The organism is Streptomyces sp. ActVer, assembly GCF_027270795.1.
Taxonomy (GTDB): Bacteria; Actinomycetota; Actinomycetes; order Streptomycetales; family Streptomycetaceae; genus Streptomyces; species Streptomyces umbrinus_A.
This window is the reverse complement of record NZ_JAPWHT010000005.1, coordinates 47,858-65,683: the sequence shown is the minus strand read 5'-3', so window position 1 is coordinate 65,683 and position 17,826 is coordinate 47,858. Positions and strand designations below refer to the sequence as shown.

Annotated in this window: 13 protein-coding genes and 1 pseudogene; 11 read left to right on the top strand and 3 right to left on the bottom strand. The window is 70.7% G+C overall.

The features are described 5' to 3' along the window. The 3 genes and pseudogenes from O3Q52_RS01970 to O3Q52_RS01960 all read left to right on the top strand — a co-directional run. Window positions 1–310: pseudogene (locus tag O3Q52_RS01970) on the top strand (collagen-like protein); the annotation flags it as partial. Between the two features lie 311 nt (window positions 311–621). After that, the gene (locus O3Q52_RS01965; RefSeq protein WP_269647025.1) at window positions 622–2,643 is read left to right on the top strand and encodes a sialidase family protein; all 2,022 of its coding nucleotides are present in this window, start codon (window positions 622–624) and stop codon (window positions 2,641–2,643) included. A 10-nt stretch (window positions 2,644–2,653) separates the two neighbouring features. Next, window positions 2,654–3,889 carry a DUF4185 domain-containing protein gene (locus tag O3Q52_RS01960; RefSeq protein WP_269647024.1) on the top strand — a complete coding sequence of 412 codons (1,236 nt, stop codon included), beginning with the start codon at window positions 2,654–2,656 and terminating at the stop codon, window positions 3,887–3,889. On the opposite strand, the gene O3Q52_RS01955 is transcribed toward O3Q52_RS01960, so the two are convergent. Continuing rightward, on the bottom strand, window positions 3,828–4,871 hold the full coding sequence (locus O3Q52_RS01955) for a bile acid:sodium symporter family protein (protein ID WP_269647023.1): 1,044 nt from the start codon (window positions 4,869–4,871) through the stop codon (window positions 3,828–3,830). The genes O3Q52_RS01960 and O3Q52_RS01955 overlap by 62 nt on opposite strands. Window positions 4,872–5,009: 138 nt before the next feature. On the opposite strand from O3Q52_RS01955, the gene O3Q52_RS01950 reads away from it, so the two are divergent. Continuing rightward, a complete protein-coding gene (locus O3Q52_RS01950; RefSeq protein WP_269647022.1) occupies window positions 5,010–5,879 on the top strand; it encodes a LysR substrate-binding domain-containing protein in 870 nt (289 codons plus the stop codon). A 91-nt stretch (window positions 5,880–5,970) separates the two neighbouring features. On the opposite strand, the gene O3Q52_RS01945 is transcribed toward O3Q52_RS01950, so the two are convergent. Next, window positions 5,971–6,945, bottom strand: coding sequence for an Lrp/AsnC family transcriptional regulator (locus O3Q52_RS01945; protein ID WP_269647021.1), 975 nt, complete (start codon window positions 6,943–6,945; stop codon window positions 5,971–5,973). Window positions 6,946–7,114: 169 nt separating this feature from the next. Between O3Q52_RS01945 and O3Q52_RS01940 the strand changes: the two genes are divergently transcribed. The 5 genes from O3Q52_RS01940 (at window position 7,115) to O3Q52_RS01920 (ending at window position 14,881) form a co-directional block, all read left to right on the top strand. Then, complete coding sequence (locus tag O3Q52_RS01940; protein ID WP_269647020.1) at window positions 7,115–7,357, top strand: hypothetical protein; 243 nt, start codon at window positions 7,115–7,117, stop codon at window positions 7,355–7,357. A gap of 348 nt (window positions 7,358–7,705) precedes the next feature. Further along, complete coding sequence (locus O3Q52_RS01935) at window positions 7,706–9,532, top strand: long-chain fatty acid--CoA ligase (RefSeq protein WP_269647019.1); 1,827 nt, start codon at window positions 7,706–7,708, stop codon at window positions 9,530–9,532. 200 nt (window positions 9,533–9,732) lie between these two features. Continuing rightward, window positions 9,733–10,989: an ABC transporter substrate-binding protein gene (locus O3Q52_RS01930; protein WP_269647018.1), complete on the top strand. Its 1,257-nt coding sequence runs from the start codon at window positions 9,733–9,735 to the stop codon at window positions 10,987–10,989. A gap of 62 nt (window positions 10,990–11,051) precedes the next feature. Then, the gene (locus O3Q52_RS01925; RefSeq protein WP_269647017.1) at window positions 11,052–14,069 is read left to right on the top strand and encodes an ATP-binding cassette domain-containing protein; all 3,018 of its coding nucleotides are present in this window, start codon (window positions 11,052–11,054) and stop codon (window positions 14,067–14,069) included. Next, the gene (locus O3Q52_RS01920) at window positions 14,066–14,881 is read left to right on the top strand and encodes an ABC transporter ATP-binding protein (protein WP_269647016.1); all 816 of its coding nucleotides are present in this window, start codon (window positions 14,066–14,068) and stop codon (window positions 14,879–14,881) included. Before O3Q52_RS01925 ends, O3Q52_RS01920 begins: the two co-directional genes overlap by 4 nt. Window positions 14,882–14,885: 4 nt before the next feature. Here the strand turns inward: O3Q52_RS01920 and O3Q52_RS01915 are convergent, their stop codons facing one another. Further along, window positions 14,886–15,674, bottom strand: coding sequence for a Tat pathway signal sequence domain protein (locus O3Q52_RS01915; protein WP_269647015.1), 789 nt, complete (start codon window positions 15,672–15,674; stop codon window positions 14,886–14,888). A 289-nt stretch (window positions 15,675–15,963) separates the two neighbouring features. On the opposite strand from O3Q52_RS01915, the gene O3Q52_RS01910 reads away from it, so the two are divergent. Both O3Q52_RS01910 and O3Q52_RS01905 read left to right on the top strand, forming a co-directional pair. Beyond that, complete coding sequence (locus O3Q52_RS01910) at window positions 15,964–16,752, top strand: aldo/keto reductase (protein ID WP_269647026.1); 789 nt, start codon at window positions 15,964–15,966, stop codon at window positions 16,750–16,752. A 295-nt stretch (window positions 16,753–17,047) separates the two neighbouring features. Beyond that, window positions 17,048–17,749, top strand: a complete 702-nt coding sequence (locus O3Q52_RS01905; protein ID WP_269647014.1) for a glycoside hydrolase family 75 protein — start codon at window positions 17,048–17,050, stop codon at window positions 17,747–17,749. Window positions 17,750–17,826: the final 77 nt, after the last annotated feature.

Here is a 17,826-nt window from a genome sequence, read left to right as displayed (position 1 = left end):
CGGCGAGAGCGGCCCGCCCGGACCGTCGGGCCCCCCCGGCCCGGCCGGACCCTCCGGAGAGCCGGGCGAGCCGGGTCCTGCGGGCGCCGACGGCTCCCAGGGCCATCAGGGCCCGAAGGGGGATCCCGGCCCCAAGGGCGAGAAGGGCGACCCCGGCCCCTCCTGCCCGGACGGCTACAGCCTCCAGGCGCCCGCCGGCGACCCGGACGCGCTGGTCTGCCGCCGAAACGGCGGGGCCGCCCCCGCCCCCGAACCCGCGGGGCTCCTCCCTGTGCCGCCGCCGCTGCTCCGACGGAGGGAACTCGCCTAGCCCGGCCCGCGTCGTCGCCCGCCCGCGGCACCGGGTGTTCCACAGTCTCCGGGCGGGCTCCCGGGACCACGGAAGGGAACCCGCCCGACCGCCGGAACGCGAACCGCCCGACCGCCGAGGGGAGGCGCACACCACCAAGCGGCACCGAGCCCTCGTCCGCCGTGCGCCAACTTCCCCCGGCACGACCCGTGCACGCTTCTTGTGGGGTGCCTGAGAGCCCAAGTAGCGTCTGTGGCGCGCACATTGGACGTGGGATGTCCAGATGTCCAGACGTATCCAGATGTCCAGACGCATGAAGGGCAGGTCGCACCATGCCGTCAAGCATTCGCGCACGTCTCAGATCCACTGCTCGCGCACGCCTCGGCTCCACCCTGACAGCGGTTCTCGTCTCGACCGCACTGCTCGGGCTGCCGGGCACCGCGCACGCCCAACCGGCCGACGGGCGCGCCGAATCCGCGAGGTCCACCGCGTCTTCCGCGTCCACCGCGTCTTCCGCGTCCGCCGCGGCTTCCGCGTCCACCGCCCCCACCGGGTTGGAGCAGCAGGTGCTCTTCAATGCCTCCCAGGATCCCGGTTACGCCTGCTACCGCATCCCGGCCGTCGTGAAGACCACGAAGGGCACGCTGCTCGCGTTCGCCGAGGGCCGGGTGAACGACTGCAGCGACGCAGGCGACATAGACATCGTGCTCAAGCGCTCCACCGACGGCGGCCGCACCTGGGGCCCGCTCCAGGTCGTCAACGAGGGCGCGGGCGACACGCACGGCAACCCCGCCCCGATCGTGGACCGCGAGACCGGCCGCATCGTGCTGGCGGAGACGTACAACACGGGCCGCACGGACGGCCGCAACTGCGATGTGCCGTGCGACCGCACCCCGCACATGCAGCACAGCGACGACGACGGCCGCACCTGGTCCGAGCCGCGCGACCTCAGCGACGAGATCCTGCCCGCCCGCTGGAACTCCTGGTACGCGACCGGTCCCGTCCACGGCATCCAGCTGACCCGGGGCAGGCACGCGGGCCGGCTGGTCTTCGGGGTCAACACCGAGACGTGGAACGGCGAGCGAAGCGAGATGGGGGTCCCCCCGGCCGGAGGCTGGGGGAGGGTCAGCGCCAACCATGCCGCACTCATCGTCAGTGACGACGGCGGCGACAACTGGCGGATCGGGGCGACGGACTCGTGGCCGATCGCGGACGACGGCACGTTCCGGCAGAAGCCGTCCGAGATGACGATGACCGAGGGCGCCGACGGGACGATCCTCGTCAGCGGCCGCGAGCAGGACGGCACCGATCTCGGGCACCGCACCCAGGCGTTCAGCCGGGACGGCGGCGACAGCTTCACCTCGCCCTTCCGTGCGCTCCCGGACCTCTACACGCCCCAGGTGCAGGGCTCCACGCTGCGGTTGGGAAACCGGATCCTGCTCGCCTGCCCCGGCGACCCGGACCGCCGCCGCACGATGATGATCCGCTCCTCTTACGACGGCGGGCGTACCTGGGACAGCGTGGACCGCGGCACGGTGGTCACGACCGACTGGTCCGGCTACTCGGACATGGTGGGCATCGGCGGCAGCACGGTGGGCCTGATGTACGAGGGCGGCGCCGTGGACGCGCGCGACGAGATCCGGTTCGCGCGGTTCACCGAGGACTGGCTGCAACCCCGCCGCGGCCCCGACCCGACCACCGTCGACCGTGCTCCACGCGCGCCTCGCGCGGCGGTCCTCGGCGGGGCCAGGCAGACGGACGGCGTGTTCGGCGGCGCCCTCGAGTTCGACGGCACAGACGACGCCGTACGCCTGCCCTACCGTGACCAACTGCCGCTCGGGACGAAGGACTTCACCGCGTCGCTCTGGTTCCGCTACACCGCGACCACCGGTGAGCAGCCCCTGCTGTGGATGGGCGGGGTCGGCGGCACCCAGCCGCAGGTGTGGCTGCGCGGCGAACCCGCGAGCGGTCGTATCCAGGGGCTGATCACCGTGCGGGACGGCGCGAGCGCCCCGCGGTCCGCGTCCGTGCGCACGACCGGCGCGTACAACGACGGCGAGTGGCACCATCTGGCGCTGCGCCGCGGCGGTGGACAGCTCACGCTGTTCATCGACGGGACCCCGATCGGCACCGCGGACGTGCCGGGTTCCGTGAGCCGCAACGCGCCGTTCGGTGTGCACATCGGGCAGAAGCTGGACAGCCGGGCGCACTTCACCGGCGCGATCGACGACGTCCGGGTCTACGACCGGGCGCTGAGCGACGCCGAGTTGACCGGCGTCCGCACGAGCGACGCGCCTGTGACCCGGGACACCGTGCTGTGGCTGCCCATGGACCGGGTGAGCGGCAGCCACTAACGTCCCGGGCGTGCCCGACGACGCACGAGCACGACAGCGCACGGGGACCGGGCTGGGCCTGCTCCTGGCCCTGGTCCTCGGCGCCGTGCTGCTCACCGCCCTCCCGGAGGACGAGGACCGGGAGGGCGCCTGCCAGGCCCGTACCGTCACGTCCTGGGCCGCGGACCGGGATCTCACGGGCGAGTTCGCGCGGTACGGGGACGACGCCTCGCGGGCCGACGACTGGACCGGCGGCGACGGCACGCACTCGGTGCGGCTGCCGGACGGCCGGGTGCTGTGGCTGTTCTCGGACACGTATCTCGGTCAGGTGTACCGTCCGCCGAACCCGGCGGGCGAGTCCTACGCGTGGCGGGACACGACCGCGCCCCTGGTGCGCAACTCGGCCGTGGTCATGGACGACGGCCGTCTCCAACGCACACTGCCCGCACCGCTGTTCGCGGACGCGGCCCCGGGCCAGTGGCGCTGGCCGGTGGCCGCCCGCGTCGAGCCCCGCTCCCCCGGCTCGTCCGAGCAGGTCGTACGGGTCGTGCTGTGGACCCGTACGACCGGCACGTACCCCTGGATCTACGGCGTGCCGACTGCCACCGAGGTCGCCACGCTCTCGCTGCCCGACCTGCGGCTCGAAGGCATCGTGCGGGTGCTCGACCAGCAGCGGGTCCAGGACCCGGCGAAGCGGGTCCTGTTCGGCACGACCGCGCTGACCGACGACGGGGACTGGACGTACGTCTTCGGCGGCGACGACGCACGAGCGGCCGCCCAGCCGGCGTCGAAGGCGTACGTCGCGCGCGTGCCCCGGGGCCGGCTCGCGGATCCCGGCGCGTGGAGGTACTGGGACGGCAAGCGGTGGACCATCCCCTCGCTCATGAAGCCCGTGCTGGGCGACGGCGGGCGGAAGGGAGTGGGCAGTGCCTTCACGGTCGCCCGCGACGGGGGCACGTATGTGCTGTTCACGATGGCGGCGGGCGCCGAGGGGCTGACGACCATCACCTCGTACTGGGCGTGCTCCCCCACCGGGCCCTGGCACGGGCCCGGCAAGGGCTTCAGCCCGCCTCTGCCGGAGCAGGGGGCGGGCGTGGCCGCGTACAACCCGCAGCTCCATCCGACGGTGAGCCGGGGCAAACTCGTGCTCAGCTACGACGTCAACTGGCTGGACGCGAACGGCGGGGTCTCGGCGCAGGCCAACCTCAGCCGGAACGTGTCCCTGTACCGACCGCGATTCGTGACTCTGCGGCTGGGGCCGGGGTGACGGGCCGCTCCGCCTCGGGGTCTCGGGAGCGGCGTTTGGCGATGACCGCGCAGACCATGAGCTGCATCTGGTGGAAGAGCATGAGCGGCAGGACGGCCAGCGAGGCGTGGGCGCCGAACAGCACGCTCGCCATGGGCAGTCCGGACGCCAGGGACTTCTTCGACCCGGCGAACTGGATGGCGACGCGGTCCTCGCGGTTGAAGCCGAGCGCCTTCGAGCCGTACCAGGTGAGCGCCAGCATCACGGCGAGCAGCACGGCCTCGACCGCGAGCAGACCGCCCAGGCGCAGCGGGCTGACCTGGTGCCAGATGCCCTGCACCATGCCCTCGCTGAACGCGGTGTAGACGACGAGCAGGATCGAGCCGCGGTCGACGTACCCGAGGACCTTCTTGTGTCGCGTGATGAAGCCGCCGATCCAGCGCCGCAGCAACTGCCCGGCCAGGAACGGCACCAGCAACTGCAGCACGATCTTGAGCAGCGAGTCCGCCGAGAACCCGCCCCCGCTGCTGCCGAGAAGCACCGCCGCGAGCAGCGGGGTGACCACGATGCCCACGAGGGAGGAGAAGGAACCCGCGCAGATCGCAGCCGGAACGTTTCCGCGCGCCATCGAGGTGAAGGCGATCGAGGACTGGACCGTCGACGGGACCAGGGTGAGGAAGAGCAGACCGGTGTAGAGCGAGTGGTTCAGGAGCACCGGTTCGAGGCCGCGGGCCGCCAGTCCGAGCAGCGGGAACAACACGAACGTGCAGGCCAGGACCGTGATGTGGAGCCGCCAGTGCCGTACGCCATCCATCGCCTCACGAGTGGACAGGCGGGCCCCGTAGAGGAAGAAGAGGAAGGCGATCGCCGCGGTGGAGGCGCCGGACGCGACCTCGGCTCCGGTCCCCCGGGCGGGCAGAAGGGCGGCGAGCCCCACCGTCCCGAGCAGCAGCAGGATGTACGGGTCGATCGGCAGCCAGGACGGCCACTTCAGGCGTTTCACGGTGCTCCGTTGCTCAGTCGGTTCAGTGCGGCGGTTCAGTGCTGGTTCGTGCCCTCTCCATCGTCCTCCTCGGACCCTTGATCGGGAATCCGTCATACCACTCTGACTGTCATCACGAATCGCGATAGCCTGAGAGGTGTGTACGACCCTTCACAGCTGCGTACGTTCCTGGCGGTGGCCCAGACGCTGAGCTTCACGCAGGCGGCCCGGCGGCTCGGGCTGCGCCAGTCCACGGTCAGCCAGCATGTGCGCCGCCTGGAGGACACCGCCGGGCGGCAGCTGTTCTCGCGGGACACCCACTCCGTGGAGCTGACGGAGGACGGCGAGGCGATGCTCGGCTTCGCACGCCGCATCCTGGAGGCGCACGAGCAGGCGGCGGCGTTCTTCACGGGAACACGGCTGCGCGGCCGTCTGCGCTTCGGCGCCTCCGAGGACTTCGTCCTCACCCGCCTCACCGAGATCCTGGAGGGCTTCCGTCACGACCACCCGGAGGTCGACCTGGAGCTGACGGTCGAGCTCTCGGGCACCCTGCACGAACAACTGGCCGACGGGAAGCTCGACCTGGTGCTGGCCAAGCGCCGCCCCGAGGACCCGCGCGGCGAACTGGTCTGGCACGACCGCCTGATCTGGATCGGCGCGGAGCGGCTCCGCCTGGACCCCGAGCGTCCGGTCCCGCTGATCGTGTACCCGCCGCCGGGCATCACCCGCGCCCTAGCCCTGGAGGCGCTGGAACGCCAGGGCCGCGCCTGGCGCATCGCCTGCACCAGCGGCAGCCTCAACGGTCTCATCGCGGCCGCCCGGGCGGGCCTCGGCGTCATGGCCCACTCCCGCGGCCTCGTCCCACCGGGCCTCGTCCGCATCCCCGACCGCGCCGGTCTCCCCGAACTGGGCGAGGTCGACTTCGTCCTCGTACACGCCAAACGCCACACGCCGGCGAAGAGCGCGGCGGACGCGTTGGCGACATCGATCCTGGCGGGCGGAAGCAGGCTGTACCGAGGCGCCCCGTAAGGGGCGCGGGGCTGTCACATCATGCGGCTCCGCCGCGTGGGCGCGCCCGGCCACAACGCACCCGCAGACATAAAACGCACCCCGCGGAGCGCTACCGCGTCCGCTGCTGATAAGTCAGCTGCTTGACCCGCCGCAGGAACGGCGACGTCTCCACATGCTGCACCCCCTCAAGCCGCCCGAGCTTCCCACTCACATACGCATAGAGCGCGGCGGTGTCCCGCGCCACCACCGTGGCGACCAGATTGGACGGGCCCGCAGTCGCCGCCGCATGGGCGATCTCCTCGTGCTCGGCCAGCGCGCTCCCCACCGCGTCCATCTCCCCCGGCGCCGCCGTGATCCACAGGATGGCCCCGACGGAGAACCCGACCAGCGCGGTGTCGTACTCGATGTCGACGAACAGCGCACCGGAGCCGAGCAGTTGGCCGAGCCGCCGCTTGACGGCGGACTCCGACCGCCCGGTGGCCCGCTGCAACTCCGGGTACGTGGCACGGCCGTCCCGTTCGAGGGCGGCGACCAGCGGCTCGTCCTCGGCGGCGATCCGTGCGGGCCCGGCATCGGGAACCGGCGCCGGACGCAACGCGGCGACCTGCTCACCGGTGAGCGGCCCGTGCTTGACCAGCCAGCCCACCGGGCCGCCGAAGAACGTGTGCAGCAGCTGGAAGGCCCGGATCTCCACGATGTGCGGCGTCCGCGGAAGCTTGCCGAGCAGCAGGTCGTCCTGGTCGCCCGCGGTACGCGGCCGGGTCATGCAGACGACCTCCGTGCCGCCCGAGGTGAGGCCGATCCAGGCCGTGTCGGGGCGGCGCGCCAGGGCGTTCGCGATGGTCTCGGCGCCGTCCGGCGCGCAGCGCAGCCGGAGGATCCAGTCCTCCCGGCCGAGCTTCCTGTTGTTGCGTACGGCGACGACCCGCAGCCCGCCCTCGGAGAGCAGCCTGCGGTAGCGGCGGGCCACGGTCTGGTCCGAGACGCCGAGGACGGCGGCGATGCGGCTGAAGGGGGCGCGTCCGTCGATCTCCAGCGCGTGGAGGAGTTCCACGTCGAGCGTGTCGAAGGTGGGGGATTCCATCGGTGGACCGCATTTCCGTGTCGGTATCTGCCGTCATTTCGTCGCCGATCACCTGGATCGTCCGGCGGCGTCCCATCGTACGAGGGAGGCACGGCGCGTACGAGGAATGCGGGGCGCGGCTCGCCCGGCGCGTGCCGTGGGACGACGAGGAGTTGTTGAGGATGCGTACATGGGGACCGCTGACGGCGGTCTCGCGGGCGGCGGCGCGGAGGCCCTGCGGGGCACTTTCTCGTCCCACACCCTCCACGCGGCCTTCGCCTCGGGCCTGAACACGGCAACTGTGGTGGCGGGTGTGACGGGAACGCTCGCCGGTGCGCTGATCCTGGTGCTGGTGCGCGCACCTCGCCCACGCCGGCCCTCGCCGCTCGACAGCCCGATCCGGGAGGAGAGGGTCCCGGCACCGCGCCCCTGACCTGGCCCGACGCTCCTGGGGCAGCCCCGAAGGGGCGCCCTCAGGGGCGCGGGGAACTGCGCGCTCAGCCCGGACGAACCCGCACGTCACCCACGACAGGCACCCCAAACGCCCGCCCCGCCCAGCCGGCTCAGCCAACCGGTAAGCGGGTCGTACAGATTCCGTGGAGATTACGGGTCCGAAACTTACGGAAGAGTAAGGATTCTGTCCCGGCCAGCACCCTTGTGGCCGTATTTCAACGGTTGACCAGTGCGTACCCCCGCCCTCACACGGATTCGGCGCCCCTCCCGCCGTGGAGCGTGGTGGGGTAGCTTTCACGGCGCTGTGGAGCACCACAAGGAGCGGGGATTGCGCGAGTTCACCAACCCTCCCCTGGCGTCGGCACCGCCGGTGGGCGGCCTGGCCGATGCCGTGTTCGAACATGCCCAGGAGGATCCGCTCTACATCGCGCTCGGCCGCAAGGACGACGAGGGCCAGTGGCGCGATGTGACGTCCGCCGAGTTCCGGGACGAGGTCCTGGCGCTGGCCAAGGGTTTGCTGGCGCACGGCATCCGGTTCGGCGACCGGGTCGCGATCATGTCCCGTACGCGCTACGAGTGGACCCTCTTCGACTTCGCGCTGTGGTCGATCGGCGCGCAGGTCGTGCCCATCTACCCCACCTCGTCGGCCGAGCAGGTCTTCTGGATGCTGCACGACGCGCAGGTGTCGGCCGCGATGGTGGAGCACGAGGACCACGCGATGACCATCGCCACGGTCATCGACCGGCTGCCGACACTGCACAAGCTGTGGCAGCTGGACACCGGCGCGGTGCAGGAGTTGTACGAGGCCGGCGGGCACATCGACGACGAGGTGGTCCACCGGCACCGGCGGGCGGTCACGCCCGAGTCGACGGCGACGATCATCTACACGTCCGGAACGACGGGCCGCCCCAAGGGCTGTGTCCTCTCCCACGCGAACTTCATGTCCGAGTCGGACACGGTCACCGAGCGCTGGGAACCGCTGTTCCACTCCAAGCGCGGCGACCAGGCGGCAACTCTGCTGTTCCTGCCGCTCGCGCACGTCTTCGGGCGGATGGTGCAGGTCGCGGCGATCCGAGGGCGGGTCAAATTCGGCCATCAGCCACAGCTCAACGCGGCGGCCCTGCTGCCTGATCTGGCCGCTTTCCAGCCGACGTTCTTCCTCGCGGTGCCCTACATCTTCGAGAAGGTCTTCAACGCGGCACGCAGGAAGGCGGAGCGGGAGGGCAGGGCGGGCCCGTTCGAGAAGGCCGTCGAGGTCGCCGTGCGCTACGCGGACGCGGCGGAGGCGAAGGCGTGGGGCATCGGCCCTGGGCCCTCTGCGTCGCTCCGGGTACAGCACCAGCTGTTCGACAAGCTCGTCTACTCCAAGATCCGTGCCGCGATGGGCGGTCGCATCAAGCACGCGATGTCCGGCGGCTCGGCGATGGACCGGCGGCTCGGGCTGTTCTTCGCGGGCGCCGGCGTGCAGATCTACGAGGGGTACGGGCTCACCGAGTCCACGGCGGCCGCGACCGCCAACCCGCCCGAGCGCACCCGGTACGGCACCGTCGGGCAGCCCATCCCGGGCACGACCGTGCACATCGCGGACGACGGCGAGATCTGGCTGAGCGGCGCCAACATCTTCCAGGGCTACCTCAACGACCCGAAGGCCACCGACGCGGCGCTGCACGACGGGTGGCTCGCCACCGGTGACCTCGGCGCACTCGACGAGGACGGCTACCTCACCATCACCGGGCGCAAGAAGGAGATCCTGGTGACCTCCGGCGGCAAGAGCGTCTCGCCGGGGATCCTGGAGGAGCGGGTGCGCGACCATCCACTGGTCGCGCAGTGCATCGTCGTCGGCAACGACCGGCCGTACATCGCCGCGCTCGTCACCCTCGACGGGGAGGCCGTCGAACACTGGCTGCAGATGCGGGACAAGCCCCAGCTGTCTCCGTCGGAGCTGGTGCGGGACCCCGACCTGGAGACCGAGGTGCGCCGCGCCGTGGTCGCCGCGAACACCCTCGTCTCCCAGGCCGAGTCGATCCGCACGTTCCGGATACTGGCCCACCAGTTCACCGAGGAACACGGGTTGCTCACGCCCTCCCTGAAACTGAAGCGCAAGGCGATCGAGAACGCGTACGGGGCAGAGGTCGAGGCCCTCTATCGGGCCTGACGGCCGATGCGCGCCGGGCGACCGCGTCGTGTGCGAGCTGCGGGTCGGGGGTGGCTGGTCGCGCAGTTCCCCGCGCCCCTGAAGGGGCACGTCTCACCTCACCCTTTCCTGATGGATCGTCAGGTATCGATGCGTCAGATATTGACGGGTCGTCAGATCGCACGGATCATTTCGGTCACCCGACGGAGGGGGACCCGACCGTGTCGCGACCGACCCGTACCATCGCCGCCGCGGTGGCCGTAACCGCACTTCTGCTGGCGAGCGCCTGCAACTCCGCGTCCACCACAGGGAGTTCGGAGGCCGAGGACTCCGTACGCGGAGTCTCCGACACCTCCGTCAAGGTGGGCGGCATCGTCTCGATGACCACCGCCAGCGGGTACTCGAAGAAGGACACCGACCTCGGGGCCAGGGCCCGCTTCGACCGCGCGAACGCCGAAGGCGGTGTGAACGGGCGGAAGATCGACTACCTGGGCGCCGAGGACGACGGCCAGGATCCGGCCAAGAACCTCACGGCGGCCCGCAAACTCGTCCAGCAGGACAAGGTGTTCGCGATCGCGCCGATGAGTTCGACGACGTTCTCCGGCGCGGACTTCCTGCAGAAGCAGAAGGTCCCCACCTTCGGCTGGGGCACGCTGCCGTCGTTCTGCGGGCCCACGTACATCTACGGCTTCGGCGGCTGCATGGTGCCGATGCCCGGCGGCACCATCTCGCAGACCTGGCCCGAGGGCCTGAAGAAGGTGCTGGGCGGCTCGGCCGGCAAGAGCGTGGCGATCCTCGCCAACGACAGTGACGCCGGGACGTTCGCCATCCGCACGTACAAGCAGAGCTTCGCGTCGGCCGGATTCAAGGTGACCTTCGCGAAGCCGTCGGTGCCCGCGACCTCCGTGCCGAACGACTGGTCGGCGTACACGAAGGAGATCCTGCGGAGCAACGGCGGCAAGGCGCCGGACGCGGTCGTCTCCGTGATGCAGACCCCGTACAACATCGGCCTGTTCACGGCGATCAAGCGCACGGGGTACTCCGGGCTGCTCACCGATCCGACCGACTACGACCCCGGGCTGCTCGGGAAGAGCGCGACGAGGAAGGCGCTCGACGGGGTCCATGTCCTGCTGTCGTTCCAGCCGTTCGAGCAGGACAGCGTGGCGATGACGCAGTTCAAGGAGGACATCAGGAAGGCGGCCGGCAAGGACGTGCCCCTGAACATGCACATGATGACGGGCTATATGTCGGCCGATCTCTTCCTCGCCATCGCCGAGAAGGCGGGCAAGGACCTGACGGTGGCGTCCTTCCAGAAGGCGGCGGACGGGTTCTCGGACACCGGCACGATGGTCGGCGACCGGGCGGAGCCCAAGGGGCAGAAGGAGTCGTTCGGCTGCGGGGCGCTCGTCCAGCTCAAGGACGGGAAGTACGCCGTCTCGTCGCCCTTCGAGTGCTATCCGCCGATCCCCTTCAAGTAGGCAAGTGGGCGCGGCCGAAGGCGACTTGACGACCTGGAGTTTTGGGGATTTGGGGACTCGGCATGGCTGACCTTCTCGGATTCGTACTGAGCGGACTGGTGTCGGGTGCGCTGTACGCGCTGCTCGCCACCGGTCTGGTGCTCTCCTACTCGGCCTCGGGCCTCTTCAACTTCGCCCACGGCGCGACCGCCTACTTGTGCGCGCTCGCCTTCTACGAGCTGCACTCGGGCTTCGGATGGCCCGCCGTCCCGACGGCCGTGCTGCTGGTCTGTGTGGCGGCACCCGCGCTGGGCTGGGGGCTCGACCGGCTGATGTTCCGCAAGCTGGCGCGGGTCGGTGAGACGGCCCAGATCGTCGCCACCATCGGGCTGTTGGTGGCGCTGCCCGCGCTCGGGCTGTGGATCGTCGAGCTGCTGGAGGACGCGGGCGCGTCGGTGAAACCGGCCGAGAACCAGTTCGGACTGCCCGGTGTCGGGCCGAGTCCCGCGAAATCCTGGCAGCTGACGGACGGCGTGGGGATCGACTCGGACCAGCTGATCACCTGGGTCGCGACGGCCGTGGTGGCCGTCGGACTCTGGATCCTGATGCGGCACACCCCGCTGGGGCTGAAGCTCCGGGCGGCCGTCGACGACCGTTCGCTGGTGGAGCTGCGCGGGCTGAGCGCGGACCGGCTGTCGTCGATCGCCTGGATGCTGTCGTCGGGGCTCGCGGGCCTGGCGGGTGTCCTGGCCACCCCTCTTCTCGGCCTGTCGGCCCACGACTTCACGCTCTTCCTCTTCGTCTCGGCGACGGCGGCGGTGCTCGGCCGCTTCGTCTCCGTCCCGTTGGCGTTCGCGGGCGGGCTGGGGCTGGGGGTGCTGCAGAACCTGGTCGCCGGGTACGCGAATTTCGCCGAGCGGATCACCGGATTCCGTACCGCAGTGCCGTTCCTGATCCTCTTCGCCGGGCTGCTGCTGATGACACGGCGCAGCCGTACGGCGGGGACGGCGGCCGTGGACGCGCCGCCGGTCGACTATCTGGCGGGCCGTTCCCGGCTTCGGCGGTGGGGACCGTGGGCAGCGGCCGCCGTGCTGCTCGCGGCGGCCTTCTACACGGTGACGACTCCCTTCTGGAGCGGCATCCTCGCCCAAGGGCTCGCCCTGTCCCTGGTGTTCGTCTCCTTCACCGTGGTGACGGGACTCGGCGCGATGGTGTCGCTGGCCCAGGCGACCTTCGTGACCGGGGCGGCGCTGGTGGCGGGGCTGCTGATGAGTCATGGCTGGCCGTTCGTGGCCGCGGCCGCCGTGGGGACGTGCGCGGCTGCCGTACTCGGTGCCCTGGTGGCGCTTCCGGCGCTGCGGCTCGGCGGCCGCTCGCTCGCCCTCGCGACCCTCGCGCTCGCCTTCCTGGCGGACCAGGTCCTTTTCCAGATCGGCTGGTTGAGGAACGGCGACACGGGGTGGTCGATCCCCCGGCCGGTCTTCGGTCCGGTGGATCTCAACGACGACCGGGCGTTCGGCGTCGCACTGCTCGTGCTGGTCACCGCCGCCGTCGCCGCGCTCAGCGCGCTGCGCGGCTCGCCGTCCGGGCGGGCCATGCTCGCGGTGCGCTCGGCACCCGCGGCCGCGATGGCCTCCGGCGTGTCTGTCGTCCGTACCAAGCTGGTGCTGTTCACCCTGTCGGCCGGGCTCGCGGGCTTCGGCGGCGTGATGTACGCGTCCTACAACACCCGTGTCACCGCTACCGACTTCACCGCGATGACGGGGCTGATCTGGCTCGCGGTGGTCGTCGCGGCGGGTCTGCGTCGCCCGCAGTTCGCCGTCGTCGCCGGGCTCGTCTACGCCCTCGTACCGCACCTCGTCTCCGACTACGTCACCGAGTCCGTCCACCTCCCCGTGATCCTCTTCGGCCTGGCGGGCCTGGCACTGGCGAACGACCCGGACGGGTACTGCGCGGCGGTGTCCGTGCGGGTGCATCGGAGGCGGTTGGTGCGTGGGGGGCCGGCTGGGGCCGGGGCGGGGTCAAAGGCAGATGCGATGGCCGGGGCTGGGGCGGAGTCGCGGTCGGCGAGTGGTGTGACGGGCGCCGAGCCTGCATCGGGAACTGGCGTGGCGGGAGGTCCGGTCGAGGCGCGGAGCGGCGACGGGGCGGGGGTTTCCGGGGCGCCGAGTGGGAGCCCGGCCGACGCCTCCGAGGCGTCCCGCGGGAATCTGGCCGACGCGTCCCAAGCCCCGAGCGAGGGTCCGGTCGGCGTCGCCCAAGCCGGTGCCTCGCCGACCGCATCCTCCTCCCCCGCCGAACCGCCCGCCCTCGAACTCCGCGCCGTCCGTGCCGGATACGACGGCGCGCCCGTCCTGCACGGGGTGGACCTCGCCGTACACCCCGGCGAGATCGTCGCGCTCCTCGGCCCGAACGGGGCGGGGAAATCGACGACCTGCCGTGTCGCGGCGGGCCTGTTCGGTCCGCTCGGCGGCCAGGTGTACGTGGCCGGGCGCGACGCCACCCGCGAGGGAGCCGTACGCCGGTCGCGCGCCGGGGTGGTCCTGGCACCGGAGGGGCGGGGCATCTTCCCGGCGCTCACCATCGAGGAGAACCTCGCCCTGTACCTGAGGGAGAAGGACCAGCGCGAAGCCGTGTACGAGCGGTTCCCCGGCCTCGCCGGACGACGTGGCGTGCCCGCAGGATCCCTCTCCGGAGGCGAACAGCAGATGCTCGCCCTCGCCCCGCTCCTCCAACGCCCCCCGAAGGTCCTGATCGCGGACGAACCGTCCCTCGGCCTCGCCCCGCGCATCGTCGAGGAGGTGTTCCGCCTCCTCACCGAACTCCGCGACACAGGAACGGCGTTGCTCCTGGTCGAGGAGAAGGCGACCGAGGCGCTGGGAGTCGCGGACACGGTCGCGTACCTCGCGCAGGGGCGGGTGACGTGGTGCGGTCCTCGGGCATCCGTGGAGACGGCCCGGCTGACGGAGGCGTATCTGGGCCTGGCGGCCACGCCCGAACCCGATACCGGTCCCGACCCCACCCCCGATACCGATCCAGGCCCCACGTCCCCCATGAACCCGACCATCCCGTCCCAGACCCGGGGAGGGGTCCGGCCATGAGCAGCACCCCCGCGCTCTCCGTACCGTCCGAACCCACCACACCCCCCGCCCTCCAGGCCACCGGCATCGGCGTCCGCTTCGGCGGCATCCGGGCGCTCGCCGATGTGAGCCTCACTCTCCGTCCCGGGGAGATCTGCGGGCTCATCGGCCCCAACGGTGCCGGAAAGACGACCCTCTTCGACGTGCTCTCCGGCATCCGGCGCCCCGACGAGGGCCGCGTCCACCTCGACGGAACGGACGTCACCCGCCGCTCCCCCGTGTGGCGCGCCCGCCACGGAATGCGCCGTACCTTCCAGCGCCAGCAGCTGTTCGGCCAGCTCACCGTGGCCGCCAACCTGGTGGTGGCCCAGGAGTGGCGCGGCGGCGGAGGCGGACTCGCGGCCGATCTGCTGGCGTCCCCGACACGACGTACGTACGAGCGGGACCGCCGGGCCCGGGCGGCCGCCGTCCTGCGCACCTGCGGGCTCGACGGCCTCGGGGAGAGCTACGCCGGCGCCCTGCCGGTGGGCCGGGCCCGCATGGTCGAACTGGCGCGGGCGGTCGCGGACCCGCCCAGGGTGCTGCTGCTGGACGAGCCCGCGTCCGGGATGACGGCCGACGAACGTCGTCATCTGTCGTCCGTCATCCGCCGGCTCTCCGAGGAGGAGGGCTGTGCCGTCCTCCTCGTCGAGCACAACGTCGCCTTCGTCATGGAACTGTCCGCCCGCATCGTCGTACTCGACCTGGGCCGCCTCCTCGCCGAGGGCACCCCCGCGGAGGTCCACGCCGACCGGCGGGTGCGGGACGCGTACCTGGGCACGACCGCGGACTGACGACTCACACCAACTGGTACCCCCGCATGTTCGAGAGGAGCAGATAGCAGTCCTGGAGGGACCCTGACGTGTCGCCGAGGGAGCGGTAGATGCCCCACTTGGGGCGCACGCGGTCGGCCAGAAACGTGTCCACGCCCGTGCGCGACGCGTCTACGACCGTCGTCGAGCCGTTCTTCAGGATCCAGCGGACCGAACCGGCCGGGCCGTTGCCGACCTTGATCTGGAAGTCGACGTCGATCCATTTGTTGTGCAGCGGTTCGAGGTTCGTACGCCCGACGAGGATGTCGCTTTCGAAGAGCTTGAGCTCGATGGTCTGCACGCCGTTCACCCGCCGGAGCGACTGCACGACGATCGGCGAGCTGCCGGTGCCGGGCTGCTTCATCTGCATGATGTGGGTGAAGGTGGTGGTCGCCTTCAGGGAGCTGGGGATGTACATCGAGTACGTCACCCGCCAGGTCTGGCCCTCGGTCCACTTGAGGTAGTTGCTGCCGGAGCCGTTGCGCAGGCCGGTGACCTCGTGCCGTTGGCGGTCCGTCGACGTGTCGCGGTCGACGGTGTGCATGTTGAAGCGCCAGTTGTCGCCCGTGGCGTAGATGTGCGGGGAGGCCGCGGGGTGCGAGTCCGCGCGGTCGTCCTCCAGGGTCTCGAAAGCGCCGAGCCCGTCGGTGCGCGCCGACGGGGACCACTTCAGCTGCCAGGACGCGGCGGGTGCCGCGAGAGCGGGTGAACCGACGGCCGCGGCGGCCACGCCGCCCAGTGCCGCGCCGAACAGGTTCCTACGTGTGGGGGTCATGGGTCCCTCATCCTCGTCGTCGGGTTCATATACGTGCACCCCGTTCACCAACATGCAAAGAGTCCTCGGCATGACAGGACGCGGTCAATGGTTCGGACCTGTGAACCCGGGTAGGTTTCCGGCCAATCTCCCATTCGCTCGGCGCAGGCACGGGACCGAAAAGACCGAAAAACAGCACAGGAATGCGCGACGGCCCGTGATCGTTGACGATGGGAGTACCACCCGACGACTGAAGGATCGAGAGCTCGTGAGCAAGGTCCCCCCGATCATCCTGAACAACGGCGTCGAGATGCCCCAGCTGGGCTTCGGGGTCTGGCAGGTGCCGGACGACGAGGCGGAGCGGGCCGTCGCCACCGCGCTGGAGGCCGGGTACCGCAGCATCGACACCGCGGCGATCTACGGCAACGAAAAGGGCACCGGCAGGGGTCTCGCCGCCTCCGGCGTCGCCCGCAAGGATCTCTTCGTCACCACCAAGCTCTGGAACGCCGACCAGGGATACGACTCGACACTGCGCGCCTTCGACGCGTCCTTGGAGAAGCTCGGCCTCGACTACGTCGACCTGTACCTCATCCACTGGCCGATGCCGGCCAAGGAGAAGTACATCGACACGTACAAGGCCTTCGAGAAGCTCTACGCGGACGGCCGCGCCAAGTCGATCGGTGTCTCCAACTTCCTTCCGGAGTACCTGGAGAAGCTGATCGACGCGACGTCCGTCATTCCGGCCGTCAACCAGATCGAGCTGCACCCGCACCTCCAGCAACACGCGTCCCGCGAGTACCACGCGCAGCAGGGCATCGCCACCGAGGCCTGGTCCCCGCTCGGTTCGGGCAAGGGCCTGCTGGAGGTCCCGGCGATCGTGGCCATCGCCCAGAAGCACAACCGCACGCCGGCCCAGATCGTCCTGCGCTGGCACGTCCAGCTCGGGAACGTGGTGATCCCCAAGTCCGTGACCCCGTCCCGGATCAAGGAGAACATCGACGTCTTCGACTTCTCCCTCGACACCGAGGACATCGCCGCGATCAGCGCGCTCAACGAGGACCGCCGGGTCGGCTCGAACCCGGCGAACGTCAACGACTGACCGTACGGTCGCACGAAACGGTCGCACGACCCGCGGCACCGGAAGCCGTCGCCCGACTCGCTCGGGCGGCGGCTTCGTCATGTGTTCGGTGTGTTCGGGGCCGACACGGTGTCGTGGATGCGGCGGGCGGGTGAGACAAGGCGCGGCATCCTCGCCGATGCGAGGGGGATCGGTCAGGCTCGCCCGAGTACCCGTTCAGCGAGCACACATATGTCCCCGTCGATGTCCCCCTACACGTCGGATGCACGTCGCCCCGCCGCGTGACGTCCCCAAGGCCCAGAAGGGTCCTCCCACAGTGCGCACTCGAACACTGACCCTCGCCGCCGCAGCCGCCGGCACCGCGCTGATCGCCGCCGCGACCCTCCCGGCAGGCGCCGCCCCCGTACAGGCTCCGGAGGGTAGGGTCACCGCCGCCGGCCTCCTCGCCGAGATGACCTCCTGCTCGCAGATCTCGAACGGCAAGTACAGTCTCGACGTGGGCGCGCCGGCCACCGTCCCCGTGTGCGGCATGAACGGCGCGGTCTTCTGGAAGGCCGACATGGACATCGACTGCGACGGCCAGGTCACCACCGAGTGCAACAAGCGCACCGATCCGTGGTTCCAGGACCAGACGGCCTTCCACCAGTCCAACGGCAGACCGCTGAACTCCGAGGAACTCCCGTACGTCGTGGTGCCCGGCCCCAGCGGCATCTGGAACTACACGAGCTCCGGCATCAGGGGCGGCAGCGTGGCTGCGGTGATCCACGGCGACAAGGTCCAGTACGCGGTCGTCGGTGACACCGGCCCCACGAAGATCATCGGCGAAGCCTCGTACGCCACGGCTCGCGCCCTCGGCATCAATCCCGACCCGGCGACCGGCGGCGCGGCCTCCGGAGTGACGTACATCGTCTTCACCGACTCCCGGGTCTCCCCCATCGAGGACCAGGAGGCAACGGCGGCTCTCGGCGAGGCGCTGGCGGAGCAGTTCCTGAAGAACACCCAGGAATCAAACAACTGAGAACCGACGAACCGGCGGACTGACGAATCGCCAAGCGTACGAACCGGCGAGCTGACGGAGGCCGGTCCGGCCCGCGG